Consider the following 24,759-nt stretch of genomic DNA (forward strand, 5'->3'; position numbering starts at 1 on the left):
AATAATAAATAATGGGAATATAAGGAGGAAATATAATGAAATTTTTAAGTCCATTGATAGTTGTTTCAGATATTGAAAGGTCAAAGGAGTTCTATTATGATGTACTTGGTTTAGAAGTCGTTGATGATTTTGGTGCAAATGTAGTCTTAACAGGGGGTATGGCATTACAAACAAAGGATACTTGGCTAACTTTTATCCATAAAAAGGATAGTGAAATTAATTTTGGTGGAAATGTTTCAGAACTATATTTTGAAGAAGATGATTTCGATAGTTTTATTGAAAAGATTAGTAGTATTAAAGGGATTAACTATGTACATCCCACATTGGAACACTCTTGGGGACAACGGGTTGTTCGTTTCTATGATCCCGATAGGCATATTATTGAAGTGGGAGAAAATATAAATATGGTTGTAAGACGATTCATAAATAGTGGATTATCAATTAAGGAAACTGCTGCTAGAATGGATGTAGCCATTGATTATGTAAAATCTTGCTTAGAGTAGATTATGAATAGGACTTAATTTTTAAGCTTTGGAACATAAAAAAGCAAAAGAAAGGTAGGAAAAACAAATGATAGATGTGGGAATAATAGGAGCAACAGGATATGCCGGTGAAGAATTAATAAGACTTCTTCAGAATCATAGAGAAGTTAGAGTTAAAAAAATAATATCTAAATCCTATGAAGACAAGAAATTTAGTTATGTTTATAGAAATTTTGCAGGTATTCAGGAAAAGGTTTGCGAAAAATTAGATTGGAAAACTGTTGCCGACGATATTGATATATTATTTTCAGCTCTTCCCTATGGAGTATTAATGGAAAATCTAACAAAAAACATGATGGACAAACTAAAGATAATAGATATAGGGGTGGATTATAGATTTATGGATAAAGAAAACTATAGGAAATATTACGGCAGAGAGCATAAATCAATAGAAATATCAGAGAAATTTGTATATGGACTTAGTGAGTGGAATAAAGAGAAAATACAAACAGCTAAATATGTGGCCAACCCAGGATGCTATGCCACTGCTATACAACTGGGAATATTACCATTAATAAAAGAAAACATAATAAAACCGGATTTAATAGTAGATGGAAAATGTGGGTTATCAGGGGGAGGTAGAACCTTAACAATTGGAACCCATTATGTAGAATGTAATGAGTCAATGAAAGCATATAGAATAAACAATCACCCCCATACCCAAGAGGTTAAAAAGGGTATAGAATATTTTCTAGATAATAAGATAAACTTAACCTTCACCCCCCACTTGATACCAATGCAAAGGGGAATGTTAGTAACTGGGTATACACAATTAAAGGAAAAAATCAAGGATAAAGAAGTAAGGGAAGTATATCATAGGTACTATGGTAATAAAGAGTTCATACAAATATTGGATAAAGGAATTTACGTTGAAACTAAGTGGGTTAAAGGTTCAAATATGTGTCATATAAACTTTGAAATTGATGAAGAAACTAATAAGCTTATTGTAATAGTTGCAATAGATAATTTAATGAAAGGGGCATCGGGACAAGCTATACAAAACATGAATATTATGAGTGGATATAAAGAAAACATGGGATTAGGTTATGTGCCTATATGTATATAAATAGATTAAGATATAGGCTAAAATTTAATTTGTACAGAGAGGAGAAGTATGATGTGTTCAAATACGAAACATTCGATAAAGTTAATAGAGCCTAGTATGGACTATGAAGATAATTTCAAAGAATTGGTATCAGAATATAAGAAAGTAGGAGAAAAAAGGTATTTTGAAAAGTATAAAAAAGCATTAGAAGACTTCCCACAATTCATATCTGAGCTAGAAAAACAGTCTAAAGGATTACATGATGAAGATGTAGGGGCTAAAACTACTACATATTGGTTAACTGATGAAGATGAAATACTGGGAGTAATAAGAATAAGACATGTTCTAAATAGCCAATATTTTAGGACATATGTTGGACATATAGGGTGTGACATTTCTCCAAAACATAGAAACAAAGGTTACGGTGATAAGATATTAAATGAAGGGTTACATAAAGCAAAAGAAATAGGGTTAAATAAAATATTAATTACATGTGTATCTAATAATATAGGATCAATTAAAGTGATAGAAAAAAATGGAGGTATATTTGAGTCAGAGGTGTATAATAAAAAAATTGATAAAATCATGAGAAGATACTGGGTAGAAATATAATGTTAATTATAAAATATGGTTTAAAAATAGAAGCAAAGAAAAGGGGGTTCTGTAAACAATATAGAAAAAATCAGTTGAAATAGATTTGGAGGATTATAATTATGAGAAAGAGAGGAATATTAGGAAAAGTTTTAATTATTTTTTTTCGTATTAATTATGGCTACAGTATATGTAAATAAAACCAAAATACATGAACCTCAAATAGGAAAATATATTATAACAAATGCTGAAATAAAAAATTCCGTTTGGGTTTTACTTAAAAAAGATAATAAATTTGAATTTAAACGGGGATTTAATACATCCTATGTGCCTTCTGGAAACTATTTAGTTGAAAATAATATATTAAAATTAATTGTTAATAAAAATGAAATATACAAATTTAAAATTGATGGAGATAAGTTAATTTTTGAAGGCAGTAATGTTGATAGCAATTTAGTTGAAATCGGAACTATTTTTAAATTATATAACAGGAAATGATTTTCTATACTCTTTAAAAAGTTAGTATATACATTGTATAAAGAGTATAAATATTGTAAATGGAAAGGAAAAAATATTTTGTGGACTAAAACAAAAAAACGATTAGAAAATTTTATATGTGATTCACTAAAGGGTAGGGTTGAATTTCATTGCTCAAATTATAGGATACATGATGGAATAGGTAGAACCTATATAACAGTAGATGGCATAGAAGTGTATAATATGTGTACCTTAAAAAGAGATTACTATAGTAATCCTAAAAAGGGGTTAATATCTCAAGTTGAATTTATGAAGAGTGTAGAAAAATATTTTTTAAGTCCAATAGATAAATGTCTAGAAAGTAAGGATACTGCAATGAAGATTTTAGTTGTTTTAGATAAGAGAATAGGTAAAAGAAGACTTAAAAAAATGAAGGGAAAAATTAATAATGAAACAGATATAATAAAATATTTTTATAAGTTAAGGTGTGATGCAGAAGGATTGGATTAATACTATTAGCTGCCATGGTTTATGGGCCAGAAAAAGTGATAATTGTTGTAGGGAAAAATAAAGTTTGTGATACATTAGAAGCAGCAATAAAAAGGGCAAGAAACATTGCAGCACCATTAAATGCTAAAAGAGCAGGATATAACCCACCATGCATAAAGATGAAAAAATGTATAGATTGTAAAAGTGAAGAAAGGGTTTGTTTTAACCTAAATATTATAGAAGGTCAATATGATGCCAATAGAATGAAACTTTTTATAGTAAATGAAGATATAGGTTATTAAATGCATTGTAATTATATATTAAACATAAGGAGGTTAGTTATGCCAAATTTCATATGGTCTAAAAAGTTACAAGGTATCTTAAATCTTGACTTAAGTAGAGAAATAAGATTTAGGGATGATAAGAAAGATTTATTTATTAAAACTTTAGGGTTAAAACCTGAAATGACAATAGTTGATATTGGCTGTGGTCCAGGAGCAATAACAAGGAAACTTGCCATATGGTTAGGTGAAGGGACAAAAGTAATCGGGGTAGATAGGGATACTAACTTTATAGAATATGCTAAAGAAAAAGCGAAAAAATTAGATATTAAAAATATAAAATATATAGAAGGAGATGCATTGTCCTTACCATTGGAACATAATTCTGTTGATGCTTGTATTTCCCACACTGTTATAGAACATATACCAAATAAAGAGTTTTTATTAGAGCAAAAAAGGATATGTAAAGATGGTGGTATAGTTTCTGTTATGTATTGTAGACCAGATAAATATATAAAGGCGAAATCACCACACACACCTAAAATAACTAAAAGAGAATATGAATTATGGGAAAAATTAAATAAAGATTCAGAAGATATTGATAAAAAATACAAGGTTGGGGAGTATTGGCCAAAGGAATACGAACTTCCAAGTTTATTTGATGAATTAGGTTTTATAGAAGTAAAGGTGGATGCCTTTGCAATACCTGTATCAATAGATGATGCTAGAAATAGCAGTGAGGAAAAAGTTCGGTTAATTGAAATCGAAAAGAAACAACTATTAGAAAATCTTAACTTAAACTTAGAATTGAATAAGAATAACATTACAGATAGGGAAATTTATGAACTAAACAATTTAATAGAAGAAAGATTTTTAGAAAGGCTACACCTTTTAAGAAAAGGAAAAAAATTATGGGATTATACAATTGTAATGGTTCAAGTGGTATCTGGTGTAGTAAAAAAAGGGTATAATGATAAGTCCTAAAGTGTTGGACAAACTCTAAGGCAGGGACAGTTCATTGCAAAGAACTGAGTACAAAAATCATTTCCAAAATAAATAGTTATTAATGGAAGGGGGCAATGATGAAAAAATATAAAGCTATTTTCTTTGATAGAGATGGAACAATATCCACTAAAAATCAGGAGAAATTAGAAAAAAGAGACGAGTATTTAAGTAAGGTATTAGGTGAAGATAAATTTGAAGTTACACCAAAAATTTCAGGAGAAGCAATGAATAGAGTAGTTAAAAAAGCACCTGAATTAGATTTTCAGAAAAACTTAGTAAATACGATAGAAAAGGAAAACAGATATTGGGAATTATATTTTAAAGAAATTTTGCTTATGGCTGGATATAAAGGTAACATTGAAACTGAACCAAAGAAGTTAAATAAAAAATTTTCATTTACAGATATGCTACAACCCTATCCAGAAACTGAAGAGGTTTTTAGATACTTTAAAGATAGAGGCTATAAAATTGGGATAATAAGTGACACGTTTCCATCATTACAGGCTACAATTGAAAAGATGAATTTAGGAAGATATGTAGACTCTTATACATCAAGTTCTATTGTAGGGGTTTTTAAACCTGAGCCTAAAATATATATTCAAGCATTAAAGTCTCTTAATGTTACTGCCAAAGAAAGTATTTATGTTGATGACTATAAAGTCGAGTCAGATGGAGCTAGGGATATAGGGTTCACATCTTTTCATATAGATAGAAAAAGAAAAGGGGAATGTTGCAAAAAATGGGAAATCAATAACTTGAAAGATCTAATAGATTATGTGGAAAAATATTAAACTTTGAAATAGTAAGTACAAGCTTTTAAAATGAACTGTCCCTATGGAAAATTTATCTTATAAGGTTTATAATTAAATGGTGTATATATGAAAAATAATATAAAAAAATTAGTGTTTGGAGGAATAAAAATGGAAAATAAAAACTTTGATGTTAAGATTACAATATTAAAAAAACTAAAGGATGAAGATATACATAGGGAATATGCAAAGGACAATTTACCAGTAGTATGCGCAAAAGGAGAAGTGGGGGAAGAATATATATCAAAAAATTGTGACATGCCCAATGGATTTTGTCCCGGTGCTTGGGAAGGACTTAAAAGTAAAGTTTCTTTATTGGCATCGGGTAAAAATAGTCCCTATGTAAAACAAGAGGGAATTGCTATTCACTCTTGTAATGATGGACTACATCCGGTTATCTATAAACTAGAAAGAATAAAATAATATATCGGAGGTATAGAAATGAGATGCCCAGAATGTTATAGTGAGTACTCTAGAATTACCCCCTTAAGAAAACCAAAGGATTGTTTGGAAAATCATAAACAATATATATGTTCTGTTTGTGGAAGACATATTTGTATTAGCTTACAAGGAAAGAAAAGGGCGAGATGTTTTTTTCCATTTAGTAGTTTGGAACAAGCTATTTTATATTTGAAATGTGCAGAGATTATAACTAAAGGCTCTTGTGGCATATATGAACTAAAGGATAAGAAGTCAGGAAGAAAATCATATAAAATTTTTCCTAAAGTAGATGAATTAAAGGAGTACTTACATAAAAATCCGAAAAAAATCTGTGAGACAATGGAGCCAATATATGTTTCACCCAATTATATAAAAATTAAAGATAATCAGATAAAAAGATTGAATAAAGAAGAAATGGAGAAATACTTAGAAGAAATGGAAGTTTAATTTTATGCATTTTGGCAAATGTTAAAAAATATAAATGTTAGTAGAAGTTTTATCTTATGATATAATAAACTTATCCAGAACATACGTTTGTAAATATTTAGTATGCCGACCCAAAGGTTATATGAAATGCTATGATTAATTAATATCTTCAAAATGATCAGAGGAATAAATTTTATGTTTGAAGAAAATAGTTTTAAAAGTTTTATGATAGGATTTTTAAGTTATTTTGTGATATCTATTATTTTAGACTTTTTGGGTATAGAAAAACTGTTTATTAAAGTTATTATTTTGAGTATAATGCTATTGTTAAGTTATTTAATAATTAATCGTAAAAAAAGTAATAAATAAAAGAGGGGGTTAATTTTTTTAGATAAACCATATAATTGGGTATTAGACAACTTTCCACAAAAATATGGAGCATAAGTAATACGGTAAGTTATCTAAAATAAGACCTATCTTAATGAAGATAAGGAGCGAAGATAAATGAGAAAAATAATTAGAAACGACGTAAATGAAGATTGGGCTCATTCCGGGATTATTGAGGCTGGAGATTTTGCTTTTATAGGTTATTGTGTAGGTAATGTTGGACAATCTATTGAAAATCAGATTAATGGTGCTTTTGATCATCTGATAGAACGGCTGGAATCTATAGGTTTAAAATTGGAATCTGTTGTAAAGATTGATTGTATGTTTAGAGACATATGGAATATTCCCGTGTTAGAAGCTATAATAAAAGAAAGATTTGAAGGAAAATATCCAGTACGAAAATCAATACAAACAGAGTTTGCCCATCGTGGTGGTTCTGGTGGACTTCAGTTTCAACTAGATGCTGTAGCGTTCAAGGGGTAGAAAGAGAAAAAATGAAACAATATACTTGCCAGTATATTATTAAAAGGTGGAATACAAATGAAAAGAGAAGAAATAAGATATAATATTTACCAATTAAAAGATATAAATAATATTCCTTATAATTTACTATTATCAGCCGATCCCAGTGAAGAAGCCATAAGAGATTATATAAAAAGAGGATTTATTTATATATGTGAGATTAATGAAATAATTGGAGTTTATGTACTAATAAATACTAGACCTAATACAATGGAACTTGTAAATATTTCTGTTAAAGAAAATTTCCAGGGAAAAGGGATTGGAAAACAACTGGTTTTACATGCTATAAATACTGCTATAGATAAAGGAATTAAAACACTGGAAATAGGTACGGGAAATTCAAGTTTAGACCAACTTGCCCTATATCAAAAATGTGGATTTCGTATAGTAGGTGTAGACAAAGATTTCTTTATTAGACATTATGCTAAAGAGATTATTGAAAATGGAATCAAATGCAGAGATATGATTAGATTGAGTATGGATTTGGATAGTTATTTATTAAGAAAGGATGTGACTATCTAGTGATGTTTAACATAATATCACTAAAAATAATCTATGGATAATATAACTAAAGTTTTTCAAGAAATATATATAAATATAAAAGAATTAAATCCAATTGATCGACCTTGTATTATAGGGGTAAACGGTATTGATACATCAGGGAAAACTGAATTTGCTAAAAAGTTCAAACAATACCTAGAAGAAAAAGAACATAATGTTCAAATAGTACATATAGATGATTTTCATAATCCTAAAAAAGTAAGATATTCAGGAGAAAATCAAGTAGGAAATTATTTTAATAAAAGTTTTGATATAAAGAATTTAGTAGAAAATATATTAGTTCCAATAAAGGAAGAAGGATTTCTACATACAAAACTCAAGTTATTGGATCTAGGAACTGATGAATATAATATACAGAAAGAATTCTACATTGAAAAAAATACAATAGTGATTTTAGAAGGGGTATTTATTTTTAGAGAAGAAATATATCCATATTTAGATTATAAAATTTTTATTGACATTCCTTTAAATGAGTGTAAAAGAAGAGCCATAGAAAGGGATGTACCACTATATGGAGATGAAATTTTAGAAAAATATGATACAAAATATATACCCACTCAAAAATATTACTTTAAGAAATATCCTATTAAGAAGTATGCAGATGTCATTATAGATAATACAAATTGGGATAAGCCCAAAATAGTTTCTGATTTAAAGGAACAATAGTGCTGAAAAAAGGAGGTGTAGTATGGGGGAGAGAGTAGTAAAATTATTTTGGCAATATATAAATAATGCAGATTTTGATGGTCTTGATAATGTAATGACTAATGATGCAATGGTATGGTTACCTAATACAAAAGAAGTTTTTAAAGGTAAAAGTAAATATATAGAGTTTAATAAGAGATATCCAGATAGGTGGTATGTGGATTTAGAAAAGCTATATTCATCGGGAGAAACTATTATTTCAGTGGCTAAAATATTTAATAAAGAAAGGTCTATGAGTTTCTATGTAACATCTTTTTTTAAGCTTAAAGATGATTTAATAGAAGAAATAACAGAATATTGGGGAGAAAATGGAGAACCACCAAAGTGGAGGATAGATGAAAAACTATCTGAAAGATATAAATAAAAACATAGGGAAATTGAAAATATATAAAGATAAAGCTAGGTTCCTAGCTTTATCTTTATATATTTTTTTAAAGTAATTACATGCATTGGATAAAATTTATTAATATTTTCATCTAATAGTTTTTTCAAATCATTTAAAGATATCCACCTAATATTTTTAGTTTCATTTGTTTCTGATAAAGTTTGTCCCTTAACTTTACATATGAATGTTTGTACCATTATAGGATAAGTTCCTTGTATATTTTGGCTGGATGAAAATGGAGTATAGTTTAGTACTTTATAACCGTTGGATTCAAAAACAACAGCATCTTGTTCACCTTCTATCTCTAATACTTGTAATCCTGTCTCTTCCATGATTTCTCTTTTTAAACATTCATAAAGATTCTCAAACTCTCTTATCTTACCAGAAGGAATTTCTATTAGACCCTTTTCCAATGGAGCATCTTCTTTGAATCTTTCTTGAATTAGAATATAATCTATTCCCTTTACTGTTTTTTCTATTATGCCAGCAACCCCTGGTTTAGCAAATATTTCTTTCATGATATTCCTCCTAAAAAACTATTTAAAAGTTATTATTTAATATTATATTCCGAGCTTAATTAGAACAGTATATTAAAACAAGATGATTTTTTATTATACAACTTAATTTAACATATAATTTATTACTTTACCAATAATTTTTAGTTGTTAAATTTGGAAAAGCTTAGTTTATAATATTAGTTTTCAAAATATCATCATAATAAATGTTATCATAAATGATAATAAACTATGACTTTAAAAAGAACAAAAGTTATAATATAATTATCATTAATTAAAATAATAAGACATAAATAATAAATAACGGAAGGGAGGTGAATTATTTGAATAGCTTAAAAACCAATAATGAAAAAAAATCAATACATAAAAATAGAAAAAGAAAGAAACTAACTAAAATAATTATAGTTACTTTAGTTATACTAATTATATTAGCATTGGCTTTTTTGTTTATAGTACCCCATATGGTCATGAATGACATGGTTAATATCCATGTGAATTTTGATAAGATGTATTCTAGCGATGATTTTGGAGTAGATTCAGAAAAATTAAAATTAGAAACTTCAGATGGCTTGGATGTAGTGGCCTATGAAGTAAGCCTTGATAATCCTAAGGCAATTGTAATATTTACATCAGGGATCCATAATCCATCGGTTACTGCATTTTTTGGTCATGGAAAACTGTTAAAAGAAAATAATTATGGTTCTATATTATTAGAAATGAGAGCCCATGGAGAAAGCGATGGGAACGTAATAGGATTGGGGTATAAAGAACATCTAGATACTAAAGCAGCAGTTGACTACATAACTGAAAAATACAATGATATACCAATAGTAGTTCATGGCTTATCAATGGGGGCAGCAACAGCAATAAATTCCATAGGTGAAATTGAAGAGATAGATGGACTTATTAGTATGTCTTCATATTCGTCATATGAAGATGTCTTTTATGAAACTATGCTAGACATGGATGCTCCGAAGGCATATGCCATTATTCAAAAACCCTTTGTAAAAATATATAATATGTTTAAATACGGATTTAAGGTAGCCCATATAACACCAGAAAACCAGATAAAGAAACTTGGAAAAAGACCGGCATTAATCATGCATTCCACTGAGGATTCTCAAGTTTCATTTTCCAGCTTTAAAAGAATTATGAAGAATGCACCGAAACATGTTGAAACCTATATAGTTGAAGGGGATAGGCATCTTATTTTGAAAGATGATGATTATTTTTTACATCCAGAGAAAGATAAGGAATATTCTAAACGAATTTTAAAGTTTTTAGATGATAATTTTAAAAGATAGTATTTAAGTTAAAGTCATATTTACTAAATAAAATAGTAAGTATGGCTTTATTTTTAGCTTGTTTATATAGTATTTGATAAGTTTTATTTAGATGATTTTCCTTTATATGATATAATTTAAGGTAATTATAATAAAGAAGACAGTAATTAGTTTAAGTAAAATTAAAGAGATATTAAATTTTATGATAGCAGATTATTAGCAGGGGGAATAAAAATTGACCATTTTCTTTTTTTATGGGAGGCAATAAATATGAAGTGGTTTACAATAGAAAAACTTAATAATAATACTTATGCAATAAGTGAATATAATCATTGGGAAGAGGTTCATTCTTATTTATTATTGGGAGAAAAATCGGCACTTTTAATAGATACAGGTTTAGGAATTGGAAATATTAAAAAAGAGGTGGAAAAGTTAACTGATATGCATATCAAAGTTATTTCCACCCATATTCATTGGGATCATATAGGTGGTCATAAGGAATTTAAATATATCTATGCCCATGAAGATGAGGTTTCATGGCTTAAAGAAGGGATTCCAATTCCTTTAGAGGTTGTTAAGAAAAATGTAGTTAAAGATGTTAAAGAGTTCCCTAAAGGATTTGATATAGACAAATACAGTATCTATACTGGGGATCCTTTTAAAATAGTTAAAGATGGAGATATTATCGATATTGGAAATAGAAAAATTGAAATAATACATACCCCAGGCCATTCACCGGGACATATTTGTCTATATGATAGAAAATATGATTATTTATTTACAGGAGACTTAATATATTCGGGAACTTTATATGCATTTTATCCAAGCACAGACCCTTTGGAGTTTAAAAATTCAGTTGGGAAATTATTAAAATATAAAAACATAAAAAAATGTCTGCCATCCCATCATGACTTAGATATACCAGTTAAAATGATAAGAAAAGTTTATAATGGTTTTTTAAAAATAGAAGACATATGTGGGCTAAAACAAGGGGCAGGAGTATTTGATTTTGATGGTTTCAGTATTTATATTTAACTTGTAACGATTTTATATAGTTGGTAGGAAAATTTAGGGGGAATTGAAATGATTTTTGAATGGGAAGGCTTCTATGTAGATTTAATTAAAGATGAAGACTTAAATGATGTAATGGAGGTATATAATTCTAACAAAGATTTTTTATTAAGTCATATGAATACCGATAAAATAGATTACAAATGGATAATTAATGAACTAAATACTATGAAAGAAGCTAATTTTAAATCTTGCAAAATAATTGAAAAAAGTTCAGATAAGTTAATTGGAATAATAGATTATAAAAATGGTCAAGAAACTTATTTATCTTTATTAATGCTACATAATAACTATAAAAATAAAGGATATGGGAAAATAATCTATAACAAATTTGAACAATATATTAAATCATTAAATAGTAGTGGTATAAGAATAGACGTGGTTATTAACTATGATAATAATGTCCTTAACTTTTGGACTAAAAATGGGTTTAAAAAGATTAAGGATATAAAGTTAAATTGGACAGGCAAAGTTTTGTCGGCTGTTGAAATGAAGAAAAATTTATAATTTTTTATGACAGAATAGATATGAAATCCAATGTGGAGGGTGAAATATTATGAAAACTAATATATTAGAAGTACCATTTGATAACTTAACTAAGGAAGAAGCATTAACAAAACTTTTAGAATTTTTAGATAGTAATAAAAATAATTTGTTGGTAACACCTAATCCTGAAATTGTAATGGAGGCCAATGGTGATAAAGAGCTTTTAAAAATACTTAGTGAAGCTGACTTAGTAGTCCCCGATGGTATCGGTATAATATTAGCAGGAAAAATAATGAAGAATAAAATAAAAGAAAGGGTAGCAGGTTGTGATTTGATTTTTTCATTGTTTGATAAAATGAAGGATACTGATAAAACAGTATATCTATTAGGGGCAGAGCCTGGGGTAGCAGAGATAGCGAAAAGTAATATGGAAGAGAAATATAAAAATCTAAAAATTGTTGGAGTACATAATGGATACTTTGATGAGAAAGAAGAAGAATTGATAATAAAAGAGATCCAAGACTTAAAACCAGACATACTTTTGGTGGGATTAGGTTGTCCTAAACAGGAAAAGTGGATATATAAAAATAAAGATAGACTACCTGTAAAAATAAGTGCTGGAATTGGTGGCGGTATTGATACCATGGCTGGAAAGGTAAAAAGAGCACCTAAGATTTTTCAAAAAATTGGACTTGAATGGTTACATCGCCTTATATTAGAACCCCGCCGTATTTTTAGAGTGAAAAAGATTCCTTTATTTTTGATTAGATGTTTTAAGGCGAGATCATAAATTTTAAAATAATAACTTTAAATATCATAAAAGGGAGAAAATATATATGAAAAGAGTAGAAAATATTGATAAAGATTTGAAAAAAAGAATATTAGAATTGCTTTATAGAGATGAAATATATAATGCCATATTAATAGAACTGATTGAAAAATATCAAGATGACTTAGGAGAATTGTATATCGGGGAAGGAAATAATGAAGTTACTGATATTTTACATATTAAAAGTGATGGAAATTCAGACTTCACTAGCTTTTGTTCCAATAGAGAAAATGGTTTAGAAAATATTGCACTTCAAATTAAGAAATTAACCTATGAAAAAATTTTATTGGCTGGTAGACTTAAAGATATAAAAGCTTTATTAGATAAATTAGGAGTTAAAAAAGATATCACTCCTAATAATTTCTATAGATTAAATATAGATAAATACAGGGATTTGGACTTAGAATATAATAGTGAAGTCAGGGTTGCTAAATTAAATGATGAAGATATAAAGAAAACAAAAAATTTCACAATAGATTTTTTTGAAGCAGAGACAGAAGAAGAGATTGAAGAAGTATCTGATACTGAAAAAATAATAGATAAAATTAAAAAAGGGGTTTATCTTTTACAATACAAAGATGAAACAATAGGAATGGCAAGGTTTATAGGTGAAACTAATAATTTTGCAGAAATTACAAGTGTTTATATTGATCATAAATATAGAAATCAAGGCTTTGGCAAACAGCTAATAGGACATATGATAGATGTATCTATTAGGAAGGGAAAAGTACCAGTATTAGTTACATCATCGACTAATTTTCCTGCTAAGAAAACATATGAGACTATGGGATTTGAGAGATATGGGGATTATGCCTATGAATTTATCAATTAAATATCTATAATTATTTTAGTTTATATAGATTGTTTAACAGAGAGGAGAATTAATTATGGCAGTTCATCAATATGATAATGATATGAGGTCTGATACTGAATTTATCAATGGAAATATAGACTTTTTAGCTGAAGGGAATCATTGTAGACTCCTTGATGGTAGAAGGACCTCAGGAATTATAGAAAAATATTTTAAGGATAGTGCTATGTTTAGATGGAGAATTACTAAGTATGAAGATAAGGGCAAGTATTGGGACTTGCCAGCTGAAAATATAAAGAGATTTCAATTTGAAAAAGATTCTAAAAGGCTGAGTAGTAAAGAAATATTAGGGATAGAGAAGGCAATAGAAAATTATCAAAAAATAATCACTATAACAGTAGATGAAGATGAGAGGGAAAATATATTAGAAGAAGTTAAAGAAACTATGGAAGAAACTGTTGGATGGTTAAAGGAAAACTCACTATTTATTAGAAATGGAGAGAAGCTAAACTTTTCATCTGCTGAAGGTCCAGAGGATTTAGCAAAGGACTTAAAAAGCTACATGAAATACATAGGACTATCAAAGGAAGAAGAATTAACAGCTGATACTATGGTACTAAATCCCAACTCAGGGGAATGGATAAAAGGGATGAAAATTGTTCTTGCAGAAATGGGATTGGCTTCTTTTAAAGGTAAGGTGCCGCGAACCAAAGATATTTTTCAAGGGATAGGAAGTAAAGAAAATAGAAGAAAGTACATAATCAATAGATTAGCTTTTATAAGAGCTTATTTCAGTATACTAGGTATCAATGAAGTCATCTTATACAGGGGAATGTCCAATGAAAACTTATGGCAAGATATTTCAAGAACCCTGTTACCATGTACCTTTAGCTTAGAAGTAGGACAAGCCTTTAGTGATTTTAATAGAGAAAGTAAATATAGAAGTTCTTATCTAGTGAAGATGACAGTTCCTGTGGAAAAGTTATTTATGACCTATTTGGAAACTGAAGCTATGAATAGGCAATATAAAGAAGCCGAGGCATTAATACTTTATGATAAACCTATGAAACTTTAAAATGAAATTTCCATTGGGGGATTAGAAATGGGGGAGTAAAATGTTTAAAAAAGATAAAGTTAAAATACTTGGTGTTTTTGCTCATCCCGATGATGAGTTTACAATTAGTGGATTATTAACTGGAGCTTATAATAAGGGAATAGAAACTCATTTAATTTGTGCAACTCGAGGCGAGGGATGTAGAATTCGTCATCCAGAGATTATGAATGAAAAGAATAAAGCAGAAGTAAGAACGAAAGAATTAGAAGGTGCCTGTAATATACTAGAGGTTTCTTCATTAAATTTTTTAGATTTAGAAGATGGAAAGTCAAAGGACTGGAATTTAGATTATACTTTAAACAAACTTTATAATCATATGGAAGATATTGATCCAGATATAGTTATAACCTTCGATAGCAATGGTGGAAATGGAAATCCAGACCACATATCTGTATCTAAGATAACCACAAAGGCATTTGAAAAACTAGATAAAATAAAGAACAGAAGATTATATTATACTACACTACTTCCAAACTCAATAGCTAGTACAGCTATTGATAAGCTGGAAGTACCCCAGGGACATAAAGATAAGTTTCTTAAAAACCTTACAACAGATGATAAAAATGTAACTTCTATTATAAAACTTGAGTCAGGTGAATTAAAAAATAAGATGAAGTTACTACAAAATTATAAAAGTCAATTTCCTGACACAAAAGGAAATTACTGTGGTATGCCCCTAGATATTCTTAAGAAATTAGCTGTGTATGAATGTTATTATCTAAAGAGAAATTCAGAGATAAGTAATAGCGGTTATAATACTGTAGATATGCTTTAGTGAATCTACAGTATAATAGTTTATAATTAAGAAACACATAACAGGAGGAACCAGCTTTGATAAAATTAAGGACAATGACAACTGCATATTTAGTAAATAATAAAGATATTTTACTCATGAAAAGGGCATTAAATAGAAAATTTGCCCCTGGAGTATGGGTAGGTGTTGGTGGGCATGTGGAGCCTGATGAAATTAATGAACCTAAAGAAGCATGCTTAAGAGAAATATTCGAGGAAACAGGTATAAGTAGGAAAGATATAAAGGACTTTAAATTGAAGTATATAATTTTGCGTAAGAGCAAAGATGAAATAAGGCTACAATATGTTTATTTCGGAATATCAGAAAAAAGAGAATTTTTAGACACAGATGAGGGAAAATTGTTTTGGGTAAATAAGAAGGAACTGTTTAATAGGGAACTATCAACAACAACAAGATACTTGTTAGAACACTATATAGACTATGGGAATAGTTTCAAGGATGTTTTAGTTGGAACTGTAAAATGTGAAAGCAATAAACCAGTGATGAACTGGTGTCCAGTACAGGATTGGGAAGAAATATAATTGATAAATTTTTAAATTTATGTATATCTGTAGCTAGTCTTATCCCTATGAAAGTAAGGGCAGGAGGATTTTATACCGATGGAGGTAAATGGTTACGTATAATAAGAAATAAAAAGGATAGATTAATTAAAGTTGATTTATTTAATCTTAAAGAGATATAATAAGACTTTTTATTTGACAAAATAAACTAATAAAAATATAATATAGTATATAATAATATAAGAGGTGTCTTGTTTGAACGTAGTTTATTAATCTAATTAAAAAATAAAATATAATTCTCTAAATTTAAATAGATATATTTTGCTGTGGGTGGAGTATGTCCAATTTAGGTTATTTTAACTTAAGAGAATTATAAAATTTAGATTAATAAGCCTATAGTTTAAGAATAATGGAGAGTAAATTTATAATCATAGTCCATGGGTTTGTTAACCTATGGACTTTTATGTTTAAGGGGGAATTTATGATGAATAAAATCAATTATGGTATTGCAAAAACAGGAAAAGACTTTGAAGGGATATTAAAATTGGTTAAAGAGGTTTTTGACGATGATACAAAGAAATTAGCCAAAGACCTAATGTTTAATTCACCTAAGAAAGATAGAAATATCTTTTTTTATGCTTATGACCAAATTAAAGAGAAATATGTGGGCACAATATGTTTAATAGATGTATCAGTTAAATTTTCAGGTGTAAAAGTAAAGGCTGCTGAATACGGTATAGCAGCTACTGATAAAAGATACAGAGGTCTAGGGATAAATCAAAGATTATCAGAAATGTTTTTTGATGAATGTGTAAAGGGTGATTATAGTATAACCCTATTAGAGGGGATACCAAATTTTTATAGAAAATATGGATTTAATTATGCAGTACCTATGGAAAATGAAAGCTTAAATCTATCTGATATTGAAACTAATCATTATGAAAATATAAAGATCAGAAAAGCCAACAAGGAAGATATTAATTTAATAAATAAAGAGCATATAAAAGCAACAGATAAATTAGGATTTTGTAAATATAAAGAAAAAGAAATAATAGATGCTCAAATGCATAGTTATACTTCTAAGGTTACAACTAAAGAATACTATATACTTGAAGAAGACAATAATATTAAAGGATATTTTACTTTAAACGATGATAATGGAATTAAGGTTACTGACATTAGTTACAATCTACCCTTTAAGTTTTATGAGAAAGTATTAAGTTTTTTAAAAAAAGAAAAAAGTATGAAACAGCTATCAGCTAACATACCTAATAATACAAAGTTCACAAAGTTTCTCAGGATAAAAGGGTCAAAAAGAGAGGGGCAATATGCTTGGCAATTGAGAATAATTGACGATTATAAGTTCCTTAAAGATATCAAATCTATTTTGGAAAGTAGGTTAAACAAGTCTATATATAAAGATGAAGAGATAGAATTCTACTATAATAACTTCAAATATTTAGTTAAAGTTGCTATAAACAATGGTAAAATTCATTTAGAGAAACAAAAAAGAAAAGGATGCTTTGATTTTAACTTAACATCTCAAGGGGCAACTAAACTATTTTTTGGAGATAAAAATATGGATGAGATTAAGTCCTTTTTACCAGATTGTCATGTAGATCAGAAGTATAAAAACATAGTATATATCTTGTTCCCCAAATTGTTAACTCACTTTTATAATAACTATTAGTCAAAATTACATGAATTTGATGTAAGGGACAGTTCATTATAAATAACAGATAAACTTAAATCTCCCCGAATATAAATATTTATAATATATAAGAATATTCTTAATGAAAATTTATGGCATAAATTGCTTATTTTGTATCAATTGAATTCATATAAAGAAATAGAGAAGAATATTGTTATAAAGAATATGAATAGTATATGCGGGGGAATTGTTTAGAGGAGGTTTATAAGTTATGGTAAACAATTACTATACAAAAAATTTAAATGCACATAGATTACTACAAGTGTATGAAACTAAAATTCCTAGAATAAAACAGTACCTAGATAGGGAAATATCTTTTGTTAAAGATAGTTTAACTGGGAACGAAAAGATTTTAGAATTAGGAGCAGGTTATGGACGAATTGTAAAAGAATTGGAAGACAATTGTAAATCAATAGTGGGCATTGATATTTCTCATGAAAATGTTTTATTAGGTAAGGCATACTTAAAAGATAGTAATAACGCAGAAATCATGGTTATGGATGCCCATAATCTTGAATTTAAGGAGCAGTTTGATGTAATACTTTGTTTACAAAATGGTTTATCTGCAATGAATGTGAAATCCCAAGATTTTATTAAAAAAATATTGAATATGGTTGTTGATGGTGGAAAGGTTTACCTTAGTACTTACAGTATGAAATTCTGGAAATATAGACTGATGTGGTTTGAAGAACAGGCTAATAAGGGTTTATTAGGAGAGATTGATCTAGATAAAACAAAAAATGGGGATATAATTTGTAAAGATGGTTTTAAAGCTACTACCCACAGTATAGAAGATTTAAAAATGATTGGATATTTATCAGGATATAAATACGAAATTCAAGAAGTAGATGAATCAAGTGTTTTTCTTATTATCCATAAAAGATAGAATTATATATAATATTAGTACAACTTGATTTATGGCATAATAGAAAATATAATGTAAAAAACAAAAAAGGATAATATTGTAAGTGTAGAAAGTATATAAAGAGAAATTAATCAATCAAAGGGGAAAAAATATATGATAATATTGTTACAGTCTTTATTTTTACTTGTTATATTTAGCATTGTAGGTGGTGCCATAGCAGGAGAATTAGGAGTGTTAATAGGGATTATATCTGGTATTATAGTTCCTGTTATATTAGCTTTAAAGGATATTGAAAAAAGAATAAATAAAATAGAGAAATATATCTATAAAGAAGATGAAGATAACGAAGAAGTATATAAAGAAGATGAAGATAACGAAGAAGTATAGGGACAGTTCATTATAAGTAATTATGTATATAAATCTATATTTTGCCAATAATATCACTTATAAAATATGAGGAGTGATATTATGCCACGAACAGCTCGTAAGAAAAGTGCCGAATGTATATACCATATTATGGTTAAAAGTGTTGGAGGTACAAGATTATTTAGAGAAGATAATAATAGAGAAATGTACCTAAGTATAATTAAAAAATATCAAAATATATTTGATTTTAAGCTCTATGCTTATTGTTTAATGGATAATCATGGGCACTTAATGATAGATGCCAGTGGAGCAGATGTATCAAAATTTATGCACAGAATAAACCAGTCTTATGCCCAAAGATATAACAGGATGTATAAAAGAAAAGGACATCTATTTGCTGATAGATTTAGAAGTGAGATAATAGAAGATGAAAAATACTTAAGAGTATGCTTTGGATATATACATAACAATTGCAAAGATATTCCTGGATGGAAAGGCAAAGAAGAGAGATATCCATATTCTAGTTTTGGAATATATATGGGATTAGTAGAAAATAAATACTCTATACTAGACATGAGTTTTATGTTAAGTTTATTTAGCCAAGATTCTAGGAAAGCCCAAAGAAGATGTAGAGATTTTATGGAGGAATATATTAAAAGTAAGGATAATGCAAAGGAAAAAAGACGAGTCGAATTTAAAGAACAAAAAACTGAGTATAGAAGTGAAAGATATATAATAGCTAGGGACTATAAACCGGAAGATGTTATGGAATTTGTATGTGATTATATAAAAATAGATAAACAAATATTAATGCAAAGATATAAAAGGGAAGCCACAAAGGGAAAAGCCATATTTATACTTTTATTGAATAGATATTGTGATATAGGTAGCAAAGGGATATGTGAGATAATAGGAAATATAAGTCAATCTAGGGTGTCAACTTTATGTAGTATGGGTTCTAGAATTATAGAGGAAGAAGGGTATAATGACATAATTGATGACTTTATGAAGCTAAAAGTTACATAGATTGTAAATTATAAACTTGATTTTAATTTGATTAACTATAGTCATAGAGGGAATTGTTTAAAATAAAAGTTGGACAAGTTTATAAAGTCATATGTATGATATTGTGTAGGGCTTGGAAGTGATAAAGAAAATATAAGAGGTACAAGCTTTTAAACTGAACTGTCCCTTAAATTTAAAATTAACATAATGAACTGTCCTTTGCTTTGCACCTCCACATAATTTAAATCGAAAATAAAGTATCATTGACTCCTTCTATCTCCTCATCAGTTAGGTCTTTTAATAATATCTGAATATCATTAATCTTATCTAAATCTTTTTCAATTTTATCGGAAACATTTACAGATATCATCCTAAATTGCTTCTTTTCTTTTATAATGTTAAACTCTTCTACAAATTCTTCTTCTATATCAGCTTCTCCGTCGGTTATAAAAATTATATCTGAATATTTATATCTGGCTCCACTTATTAATTGTAGAGACTTTTCCAATGGCTCTACAAAGTTAGTACCACTGCCATAGAAAAAAGTGGCTAATTGATAAAGTTTATTCGGTTCAATTTTACATTTGTTAAACTCTATAACCCTATAAACCTTATTAGAAAACAATATGGCAACGAAATCTCTATTTTGCTTAATAGCCATATCAAGCAAAGCTATGGCTACGGATTTAGACCAAATTTCTAGTTCTCCCTCCATAGATGCAGATGTATCCAAGCAGCATATAATAGGACCCTTAGATTTTGCTTTGTTGTTTCTATATTTATAAGACAATAATTCTTTTTGGGTATACTTTTTATAAAAATTTCTTTTAGTGGACTTTCTGATTAATAGAAGTTTTTCTGAAGGTAAAATCTTATGGATTTCATTACCCAGCTGAACACCACAAATTTCTTGTCCTTCTTCCTTTGTCTTTCTTTTTTGTAATTGGCTTGCCGATGCTTTAAATCTTCCTGCCATTTCTGATATTTCCTTTACTTTTTTTAATTTTCTCAGTTTGGCAGAAACTTCAATCTTTTCCTCATAGGAAGTTGGAGTAAGAATACCATCATTTAAGCCCCAGGATTTTATTGTGTTTGAAACAGTAAAAAATTCTTTAGAAGCATTTGAAACACTTTTAAAGATTAAATTATCATTTGATATCATTTTTTCTATATTAATTATATTATTATTAAGTTTTTCTTCTAAAACTTGGGAGTCTTCTCCTTTAAGAAATAGAGTTTTTATATATTCTTTGCACATTTTATTATGTTCTTGTAATTCATTATTAAAACTTTTATCTGTTTCACATAAGGCTTCAAAATGTTTCATTATCTCTTGACCAATCAAATCGGCCACTAAAATTGAGTCAAAATGTTTAAGAGAACATGTATATCTTAAAGAATCAAATTCATCTATTTCAAATAACTTTTTTATCAATATATTATTTAGTTGATACTCTAAACTCATATCCTCTGTGATTTTGACTACAGGACTTTTTTTAAATAAAGATAGATAAATATCTTCGCTTAATTTATCAAAAGTAGTTATTATATTTTTAAATTCTTTAGCATTTTCCTTGAGTCTAGGTGAATTATTAAATATATTACTATAAATGTCTAAGTCTAGTTCAAAGACTTCTATAGAATTATTCATACTAAACTGGTTGTTTGATATTGGATTATTCACTATTACACTCCCTAAATATATTTTATTAATTATTCCTTAGAGTTAATCATTAACCCATACTAAACATAAGGTCCTCTTCATCATCACCTATTTGTTTTGATAAAATATCTAGATAATCGGATAATTCTTTATTAAGCATCATAAACTTATTTTTCATATCATTTTCCATTAACTCAGATTCCTTTAGTAATCTATTAGTTTTTTCGTATAAGTATTCTACGGAACCTTTCATTTCCACAATCACTCTAATGTCATTAAGATTTTTAGATGATGAGGATATTTTACTATACATCTTCTTAATATTGTTGTATTCCTTTTTGTAAGGAGATACTACCCTTTCCCTTAATATTTGGTCTATTTTTTCTATATCCCCAATATCATTCCAAAGAATATCCCTAAGGGAATGGAAATCCGATATATTTACTTTTTTTCTTTTATCAAGTAATGCACTTGCCTTTAGGACTTTTAAACATTCATTTTGCCTTCTATCTGATATTATAATTCCATGTTGCAGAAGAATATTCATTAAAGAAATATACTCCCTTAGTATAGTGTCATCTATGGTGATATATGAGAGAGTTTTTTTCAATAACTTTAATTCATCTAAAGTAATCGTAGTGACCCTTTTTTGATTATTTTCAGCATTTAAAAAGTTTTTAAACATAGTAGCTTTATTTTCAATGTCTCCCACATAATCCACAAACATTCTAAACATCATCCTGTCGTATAGAGCCATTAGTGATTCATCCTCTGGAAATTCATTGGAAGCAGCAAATAAAGTTACTAAAGGAACATCGGTTTGACGGCCATCATTATAAAAAACTTTTTCATTTATAATAGGTAATAATATATTCAAAGTAGGTTCATTACATTTAAATATCTCATCTAAAAAAACAATTTCAGCTTCAGGTAGTTTACTTTTAGTTACCCTTACAAATTTATCATTTTCCATTTCCCTTATACTAAAGGGGCCTAATATTTCAGATGGGTCAGATGTTCTATTCAAAAGCCAAGAAAAATATCGTCCATTTTCTATTCTATTACATAAGTCATTGGTCAAGGCACTCTTGGCAGTTCCCGGTGGTCCTATTAATAAAACTGCTTGTCCAGTAATTAAAGCTTTTATACTATTATCAATAACATTATCTCTTTCAACAAAGGATTCCTTTAATTCATTTGATATATTATGGAGTTTATCAATAGCATTTTCTACATACTCCTGATTACTTAAATTATTAAAATCTATATTATTTTGATTCATTTAATCTCCTCCTAGTCAAATTGATTATATTATACTCTATCGTTTTTCAGATATATATATTTACAACAAAATTTTATATGGAAAAGGAATTTTAATAGAAGATATAGCAGGTATATCCTAGAAAAAACTTTATAAAATATATGGAAAATGATAAAATAGATAGTAAACAAATACTAATTTAGTAAATTTACATATAGTATAATATATTTGGGTATTACAATGAAGCTTAAAATAAATTGTACTAGTATTAGATTTAATTATTATAGTATATGGGATTTTTGTTATATATGTAATTCTCTAGTCTAAGGAGGAGTTTTGAATGAAAAAATATATTATTACTATTCTTATAATAGCATCTATTTGTATTATATGGCTAGGTATACATCATAATCAATATTCAGTAAATAAATTAAATCAAAATTTTAACACTATAAAGAAGGATCACAATAACGATTCCATTACTTTTTCAGATCCTTATTTGGAAAAAGGGATCAGAGAAAAAATATCAAAACCAACAGGTGAAATATATAAAGGGGACTTAGAAAAAATTACTGTTCTTGAAATTAGATCAGCTAATATTAAAGACTTGAGTGGAATTGAGAATATAACCAATTTAGAAGAGCTAGACTTATCATTCAATGATATTGCAGATATAACCAGTATAAGTAATTTAACTAATTTAACTAAGTTAAATTTATCATATAATCCTATGGATGATATAAATGCATTTAACACATTAAAAAAATTAACTGAATTAAATATAAGTCATACTTTTGTTAAGGATATAACCCCTTTAACTAATCTATCAAATTTGAATATACTTAATCTTTCAGAATGTGAGTATATTGATTATACAAATATTAATGTATTGGGAGAGTTAAGCAATTTAACGGAATTATATTTCTATTCTTATGAAATTAGCAATATAAACTTCTTGAGTAATTTAACAAATTTGACTAAACTTAGTTTATTCCTTAATAAAGCTAACGATGAAGAAGTTTTAAGTAAATTAACAAATTTAAATTGGTTATGTTTAGGATTTAATGAACCTATTGATTTGAGTTTTTTTAAAACATTAACTAATTTGACTGAACTACATTTAGATTGTGATGGGGATGTAGATATAAGTCCTATAGGCAATCTATCCAACTTGCGTAAATTACATTTACCAGGTTATATTTATCGAGGTAAAAGTAAACTAAAGGATATAAGTGCTTTAAGTAGCTTAAAAAATTTAACTGAGCTAGATTTATTTAATGGAGAAATAAGTGACATAAGTCCTTTACGTAATCTAACTAATTTAACTAAATTGAATTTATCCTTTAATCAAGTATCTGACATAAGTGCACTTAGGGATTTAGTAAATTTAACAGAGTTAGATTTAGGTGAAAATAAAATATACAATATAACCCCCCTAAACAACCTAACAAATTTAACTAGACTAGATTTATCTTATAATGAAATCTCCGACATAAGTGACCTTGGTGATTTAGTAAATTTAACAGAGTTAGATTTAGATGAAAATAAAATATACAATATAACCTCCCTAAACAACCTAACAAATTTAACTAGACTAGATTTATCTTATAATGAAATCTCCGACATAAGTGACCTTGGTGATTTAGTAAATTTAACAGAGTTAGATTTAGGTGAAAATAAAATATACAATATAACCCCCCTAAACAACCTAACAAATTTAACTAGACTAGATTTATCTTATAATGAAATCTCCGACATAAGTGACCTTGGTGATTTAGTAAATTTAACAGAGTTAGATT

General features: G+C 27.9%; 31 protein-coding genes. 28 read left to right on the forward strand and 3 right to left on the reverse strand.

The window, feature by feature from the left end; genetic code table 11:
* Positions 1-35 precede the first annotated feature (35 nt).
* From V6137_RS12615 to V6137_RS12680, 14 genes are all read left to right on the forward strand, one after another.
* Positions 36-503 carry a VOC family protein gene (locus V6137_RS12615; RefSeq protein ID WP_425448303.1) on the forward strand — a complete coding sequence of 156 codons (468 nt, stop codon included), beginning with the start codon at positions 36-38 and terminating at the stop codon, positions 501-503.
* A gap of 67 nt (positions 504-570) precedes the next feature.
* Complete coding sequence (gene argC, locus V6137_RS12620; RefSeq protein ID WP_425448304.1) at positions 571-1,608, forward strand: N-acetyl-gamma-glutamyl-phosphate reductase; 1,038 nt, start codon at positions 571-573, stop codon at positions 1,606-1,608.
* Between the two features lie 48 nt (positions 1,609-1,656).
* Positions 1,657-2,199, forward strand: coding sequence for a GNAT family N-acetyltransferase (locus tag V6137_RS12625; RefSeq protein ID WP_425448305.1), 543 nt, complete (start codon positions 1,657-1,659; stop codon positions 2,197-2,199).
* 156 nt (positions 2,200-2,355) lie between these two features.
* Positions 2,356-2,676, forward strand: a complete 321-nt coding sequence (locus tag V6137_RS12630) for a hypothetical protein (RefSeq protein ID WP_425448306.1) — start codon at positions 2,356-2,358, stop codon at positions 2,674-2,676.
* A gap of 78 nt (positions 2,677-2,754) precedes the next feature.
* A complete protein-coding gene (locus tag V6137_RS12635; protein WP_425448307.1) occupies positions 2,755-3,165 on the forward strand; it encodes an SF0329 family protein in 411 nt (136 codons plus the stop codon).
* A gap of 14 nt (positions 3,166-3,179) precedes the next feature.
* The gene (locus tag V6137_RS12640; protein ID WP_425448308.1) at positions 3,180-3,446 is read left to right on the forward strand and encodes an LUD domain-containing protein; all 267 of its coding nucleotides are present in this window, start codon (positions 3,180-3,182) and stop codon (positions 3,444-3,446) included.
* Positions 3,447-3,485: 39 nt separating this feature from the next.
* The gene (locus V6137_RS12645) at positions 3,486-4,409 is read left to right on the forward strand and encodes a class I SAM-dependent methyltransferase (protein WP_425448309.1); all 924 of its coding nucleotides are present in this window, start codon (positions 3,486-3,488) and stop codon (positions 4,407-4,409) included.
* Between the two features lie 98 nt (positions 4,410-4,507).
* Positions 4,508-5,221, forward strand: coding sequence for an HAD family hydrolase (locus tag V6137_RS12650; RefSeq protein ID WP_425448310.1), 714 nt, complete (start codon positions 4,508-4,510; stop codon positions 5,219-5,221).
* A gap of 129 nt (positions 5,222-5,350) precedes the next feature.
* The gene (locus tag V6137_RS12655) at positions 5,351-5,662 is read left to right on the forward strand and encodes a TIGR04076 family protein (RefSeq protein ID WP_425448311.1); all 312 of its coding nucleotides are present in this window, start codon (positions 5,351-5,353) and stop codon (positions 5,660-5,662) included.
* An 18-nt stretch (positions 5,663-5,680) separates the two neighbouring features.
* Positions 5,681-6,127, forward strand: a complete 447-nt coding sequence (locus V6137_RS12660; protein WP_425448312.1) for a hypothetical protein — start codon at positions 5,681-5,683, stop codon at positions 6,125-6,127.
* A gap of 483 nt (positions 6,128-6,610) precedes the next feature.
* Positions 6,611-6,976, forward strand: coding sequence for a RidA family protein (locus V6137_RS12665; protein WP_425448313.1), 366 nt, complete (start codon positions 6,611-6,613; stop codon positions 6,974-6,976).
* 57 nt (positions 6,977-7,033) lie between these two features.
* Positions 7,034-7,537, forward strand: a complete 504-nt coding sequence (locus tag V6137_RS12670) for a GNAT family N-acetyltransferase (protein WP_425448314.1) — start codon at positions 7,034-7,036, stop codon at positions 7,535-7,537.
* 33 nt (positions 7,538-7,570) lie between these two features.
* Positions 7,571-8,242 carry a nucleoside/nucleotide kinase family protein gene (locus V6137_RS12675; protein WP_425448315.1) on the forward strand — a complete coding sequence of 224 codons (672 nt, stop codon included), beginning with the start codon at positions 7,571-7,573 and terminating at the stop codon, positions 8,240-8,242.
* Between the two features lie 22 nt (positions 8,243-8,264).
* The gene (locus tag V6137_RS12680) at positions 8,265-8,645 is read left to right on the forward strand and encodes a nuclear transport factor 2 family protein (RefSeq protein ID WP_425448316.1); all 381 of its coding nucleotides are present in this window, start codon (positions 8,265-8,267) and stop codon (positions 8,643-8,645) included.
* 35 nt (positions 8,646-8,680) lie between these two features.
* Here V6137_RS12680 and V6137_RS12685 read toward each other — a convergent pair whose 3' ends face one another.
* Positions 8,681-9,184: an NUDIX hydrolase gene (locus V6137_RS12685; protein ID WP_425448317.1), complete on the reverse strand. Its 504-nt coding sequence runs from the start codon at positions 9,182-9,184 to the stop codon at positions 8,681-8,683.
* A 320-nt stretch (positions 9,185-9,504) separates the two neighbouring features.
* On the opposite strand from V6137_RS12685, the gene V6137_RS12690 reads away from it, so the two are divergent.
* The 13 genes from V6137_RS12690 (at position 9,505) to V6137_RS12750 (ending at position 20,057) form a co-directional block, all read left to right on the forward strand.
* Entirely contained in the window at positions 9,505-10,485 is a 981-nt protein-coding gene (locus tag V6137_RS12690; protein WP_425448318.1) for an alpha/beta hydrolase, read from the forward strand.
* A 249-nt stretch (positions 10,486-10,734) separates the two neighbouring features.
* Entirely contained in the window at positions 10,735-11,499 is a 765-nt protein-coding gene (locus V6137_RS12695) for an MBL fold metallo-hydrolase (RefSeq protein WP_425448319.1), read from the forward strand.
* A 48-nt stretch (positions 11,500-11,547) separates the two neighbouring features.
* Entirely contained in the window at positions 11,548-12,042 is a 495-nt protein-coding gene (locus tag V6137_RS12700) for a GNAT family N-acetyltransferase (RefSeq protein ID WP_425448320.1), read from the forward strand.
* Between the two features lie 49 nt (positions 12,043-12,091).
* Positions 12,092-12,811, forward strand: a complete 720-nt coding sequence (locus tag V6137_RS12705) for a WecB/TagA/CpsF family glycosyltransferase (RefSeq protein WP_425448321.1) — start codon at positions 12,092-12,094, stop codon at positions 12,809-12,811.
* A 46-nt stretch (positions 12,812-12,857) separates the two neighbouring features.
* Positions 12,858-13,682, forward strand: a complete 825-nt coding sequence (locus tag V6137_RS12710) for a GNAT family N-acetyltransferase (RefSeq protein WP_425448322.1) — start codon at positions 12,858-12,860, stop codon at positions 13,680-13,682.
* Between the two features lie 55 nt (positions 13,683-13,737).
* A complete protein-coding gene (locus tag V6137_RS12715; protein WP_425448323.1) occupies positions 13,738-14,736 on the forward strand; it encodes a hypothetical protein in 999 nt (332 codons plus the stop codon).
* A gap of 40 nt (positions 14,737-14,776) precedes the next feature.
* Positions 14,777-15,550, forward strand: coding sequence for a PIG-L family deacetylase (locus V6137_RS12720; RefSeq protein WP_425448324.1), 774 nt, complete (start codon positions 14,777-14,779; stop codon positions 15,548-15,550).
* A gap of 56 nt (positions 15,551-15,606) precedes the next feature.
* On the forward strand, positions 15,607-16,110 hold the full coding sequence (locus V6137_RS12725; RefSeq protein WP_425448325.1) for an NUDIX domain-containing protein: 504 nt from the start codon (positions 15,607-15,609) through the stop codon (positions 16,108-16,110).
* Positions 16,095-16,271 carry a hypothetical protein gene (locus tag V6137_RS12730; RefSeq protein ID WP_425448326.1) on the forward strand — a complete coding sequence of 59 codons (177 nt, stop codon included), beginning with the start codon at positions 16,095-16,097 and terminating at the stop codon, positions 16,269-16,271. Before V6137_RS12725 ends, V6137_RS12730 begins: the two co-directional genes overlap by 16 nt.
* A 302-nt stretch (positions 16,272-16,573) precedes the next feature.
* Positions 16,574-17,779 carry a GNAT family N-acetyltransferase gene (locus V6137_RS12735; RefSeq protein WP_425448327.1) on the forward strand — a complete coding sequence of 402 codons (1,206 nt, stop codon included), beginning with the start codon at positions 16,574-16,576 and terminating at the stop codon, positions 17,777-17,779.
* A gap of 232 nt (positions 17,780-18,011) precedes the next feature.
* Complete coding sequence (locus V6137_RS12740; protein ID WP_425448328.1) at positions 18,012-18,686, forward strand: class I SAM-dependent methyltransferase; 675 nt, start codon at positions 18,012-18,014, stop codon at positions 18,684-18,686.
* 132 nt (positions 18,687-18,818) lie between these two features.
* On the forward strand, positions 18,819-19,052 hold the full coding sequence (locus V6137_RS12745; protein ID WP_425448329.1) for a hypothetical protein: 234 nt from the start codon (positions 18,819-18,821) through the stop codon (positions 19,050-19,052).
* Positions 19,053-19,133: 81 nt separating this feature from the next.
* Complete coding sequence (locus V6137_RS12750) at positions 19,134-20,057, forward strand: transposase (RefSeq protein WP_425448330.1); 924 nt, start codon at positions 19,134-19,136, stop codon at positions 20,055-20,057.
* 220 nt (positions 20,058-20,277) lie between these two features.
* Here the strand turns inward: V6137_RS12750 and V6137_RS12755 are convergent, their stop codons facing one another.
* Positions 20,278-21,720, reverse strand: a complete 1,443-nt coding sequence (locus tag V6137_RS12755) for a vWA domain-containing protein (protein WP_425448331.1) — start codon at positions 21,718-21,720, stop codon at positions 20,278-20,280.
* A 49-nt stretch (positions 21,721-21,769) separates the two neighbouring features.
* Complete coding sequence (locus V6137_RS12760) at positions 21,770-22,981, reverse strand: AAA family ATPase (RefSeq protein WP_425448332.1); 1,212 nt, start codon at positions 22,979-22,981, stop codon at positions 21,770-21,772.
* A 319-nt stretch (positions 22,982-23,300) separates the two neighbouring features.
* Here V6137_RS12760 and V6137_RS12765 point away from each other — a divergent pair.
* A partial coding sequence (locus V6137_RS12765; RefSeq protein ID WP_425448333.1) for a leucine-rich repeat domain-containing protein occupies positions 23,301-24,759 on the forward strand: 1,459 nt, incomplete at its 3' end.

This window comes from Dethiothermospora halolimnae (assembly GCF_037577855.1).
In the GTDB taxonomy this organism is placed as follows: Bacteria; Bacillota; Clostridia; order Tissierellales; family VENL01; genus Dethiothermospora; species Dethiothermospora halolimnae.

Coding starts and splice junctions, on each gene's coding strand:
- V6137_RS12645 (WP_425448309.1), top strand. CDS start 3,486: ATGCCAAATTTCATATGGTCTAAAAAGTTACAAGGTATCTTAAATCTT.
- V6137_RS12675 (WP_425448315.1), top strand. CDS start 7,571: ATGGATAATATAACTAAAGTTTTTCAAGAAATATATATAAATATAAAA.
- V6137_RS12710 (WP_425448322.1), top strand. CDS start 12,858: ATGAAAAGAGTAGAAAATATTGATAAAGATTTGAAAAAAAGAATATTA.
- V6137_RS12660 (WP_425448312.1), top strand. CDS start 5,681: ATGAGATGCCCAGAATGTTATAGTGAGTACTCTAGAATTACCCCCTTA.
- V6137_RS12665 (WP_425448313.1), top strand. CDS start 6,611: ATGAGAAAAATAATTAGAAACGACGTAAATGAAGATTGGGCTCATTCC.
- V6137_RS12615 (WP_425448303.1), top strand. CDS start 36: ATGAAATTTTTAAGTCCATTGATAGTTGTTTCAGATATTGAAAGGTCA.
- V6137_RS12685 (WP_425448317.1), bottom strand. CDS start 9,184: ATGAAAGAAATATTTGCTAAACCAGGGGTTGCTGGCATAATAGAAAAA.
- V6137_RS12650 (WP_425448310.1), top strand. CDS start 4,508: ATGAAAAAATATAAAGCTATTTTCTTTGATAGAGATGGAACAATATCC.
- V6137_RS12735 (WP_425448327.1), top strand. CDS start 16,574: ATGAATAAAATCAATTATGGTATTGCAAAAACAGGAAAAGACTTTGAA.
- V6137_RS12705 (WP_425448321.1), top strand. CDS start 12,092: ATGAAAACTAATATATTAGAAGTACCATTTGATAACTTAACTAAGGAA.
- V6137_RS12630 (WP_425448306.1), top strand. CDS start 2,356: ATGGCTACAGTATATGTAAATAAAACCAAAATACATGAACCTCAAATA.
- V6137_RS12760 (WP_425448332.1), bottom strand. CDS start 22,981: ATGAATCAAAATAATATAGATTTTAATAATTTAAGTAATCAGGAGTAT.
- V6137_RS12750 (WP_425448330.1), top strand. CDS start 19,134: ATGCCACGAACAGCTCGTAAGAAAAGTGCCGAATGTATATACCATATT.
- V6137_RS12695 (WP_425448319.1), top strand. CDS start 10,735: ATGAAGTGGTTTACAATAGAAAAACTTAATAATAATACTTATGCAATA.
- V6137_RS12715 (WP_425448323.1), top strand. CDS start 13,738: ATGGCAGTTCATCAATATGATAATGATATGAGGTCTGATACTGAATTT.
- V6137_RS12625 (WP_425448305.1), top strand. CDS start 1,657: ATGATGTGTTCAAATACGAAACATTCGATAAAGTTAATAGAGCCTAGT.
- V6137_RS12740 (WP_425448328.1), top strand. CDS start 18,012: ATGGTAAACAATTACTATACAAAAAATTTAAATGCACATAGATTACTA.
- V6137_RS12720 (WP_425448324.1), top strand. CDS start 14,777: ATGTTTAAAAAAGATAAAGTTAAAATACTTGGTGTTTTTGCTCATCCC.
- V6137_RS12680 (WP_425448316.1), top strand. CDS start 8,265: ATGGGGGAGAGAGTAGTAAAATTATTTTGGCAATATATAAATAATGCA.
- argC (WP_425448304.1), top strand. CDS start 571: ATGATAGATGTGGGAATAATAGGAGCAACAGGATATGCCGGTGAAGAA.
- V6137_RS12655 (WP_425448311.1), top strand. CDS start 5,351: ATGGAAAATAAAAACTTTGATGTTAAGATTACAATATTAAAAAAACTA.
- V6137_RS12745 (WP_425448329.1), top strand. CDS start 18,819: ATGATAATATTGTTACAGTCTTTATTTTTACTTGTTATATTTAGCATT.
- V6137_RS12670 (WP_425448314.1), top strand. CDS start 7,034: ATGAAAAGAGAAGAAATAAGATATAATATTTACCAATTAAAAGATATA.
- V6137_RS12700 (WP_425448320.1), top strand. CDS start 11,548: ATGATTTTTGAATGGGAAGGCTTCTATGTAGATTTAATTAAAGATGAA.
- V6137_RS12640 (WP_425448308.1), top strand. CDS start 3,180: ATGGTTTATGGGCCAGAAAAAGTGATAATTGTTGTAGGGAAAAATAAA.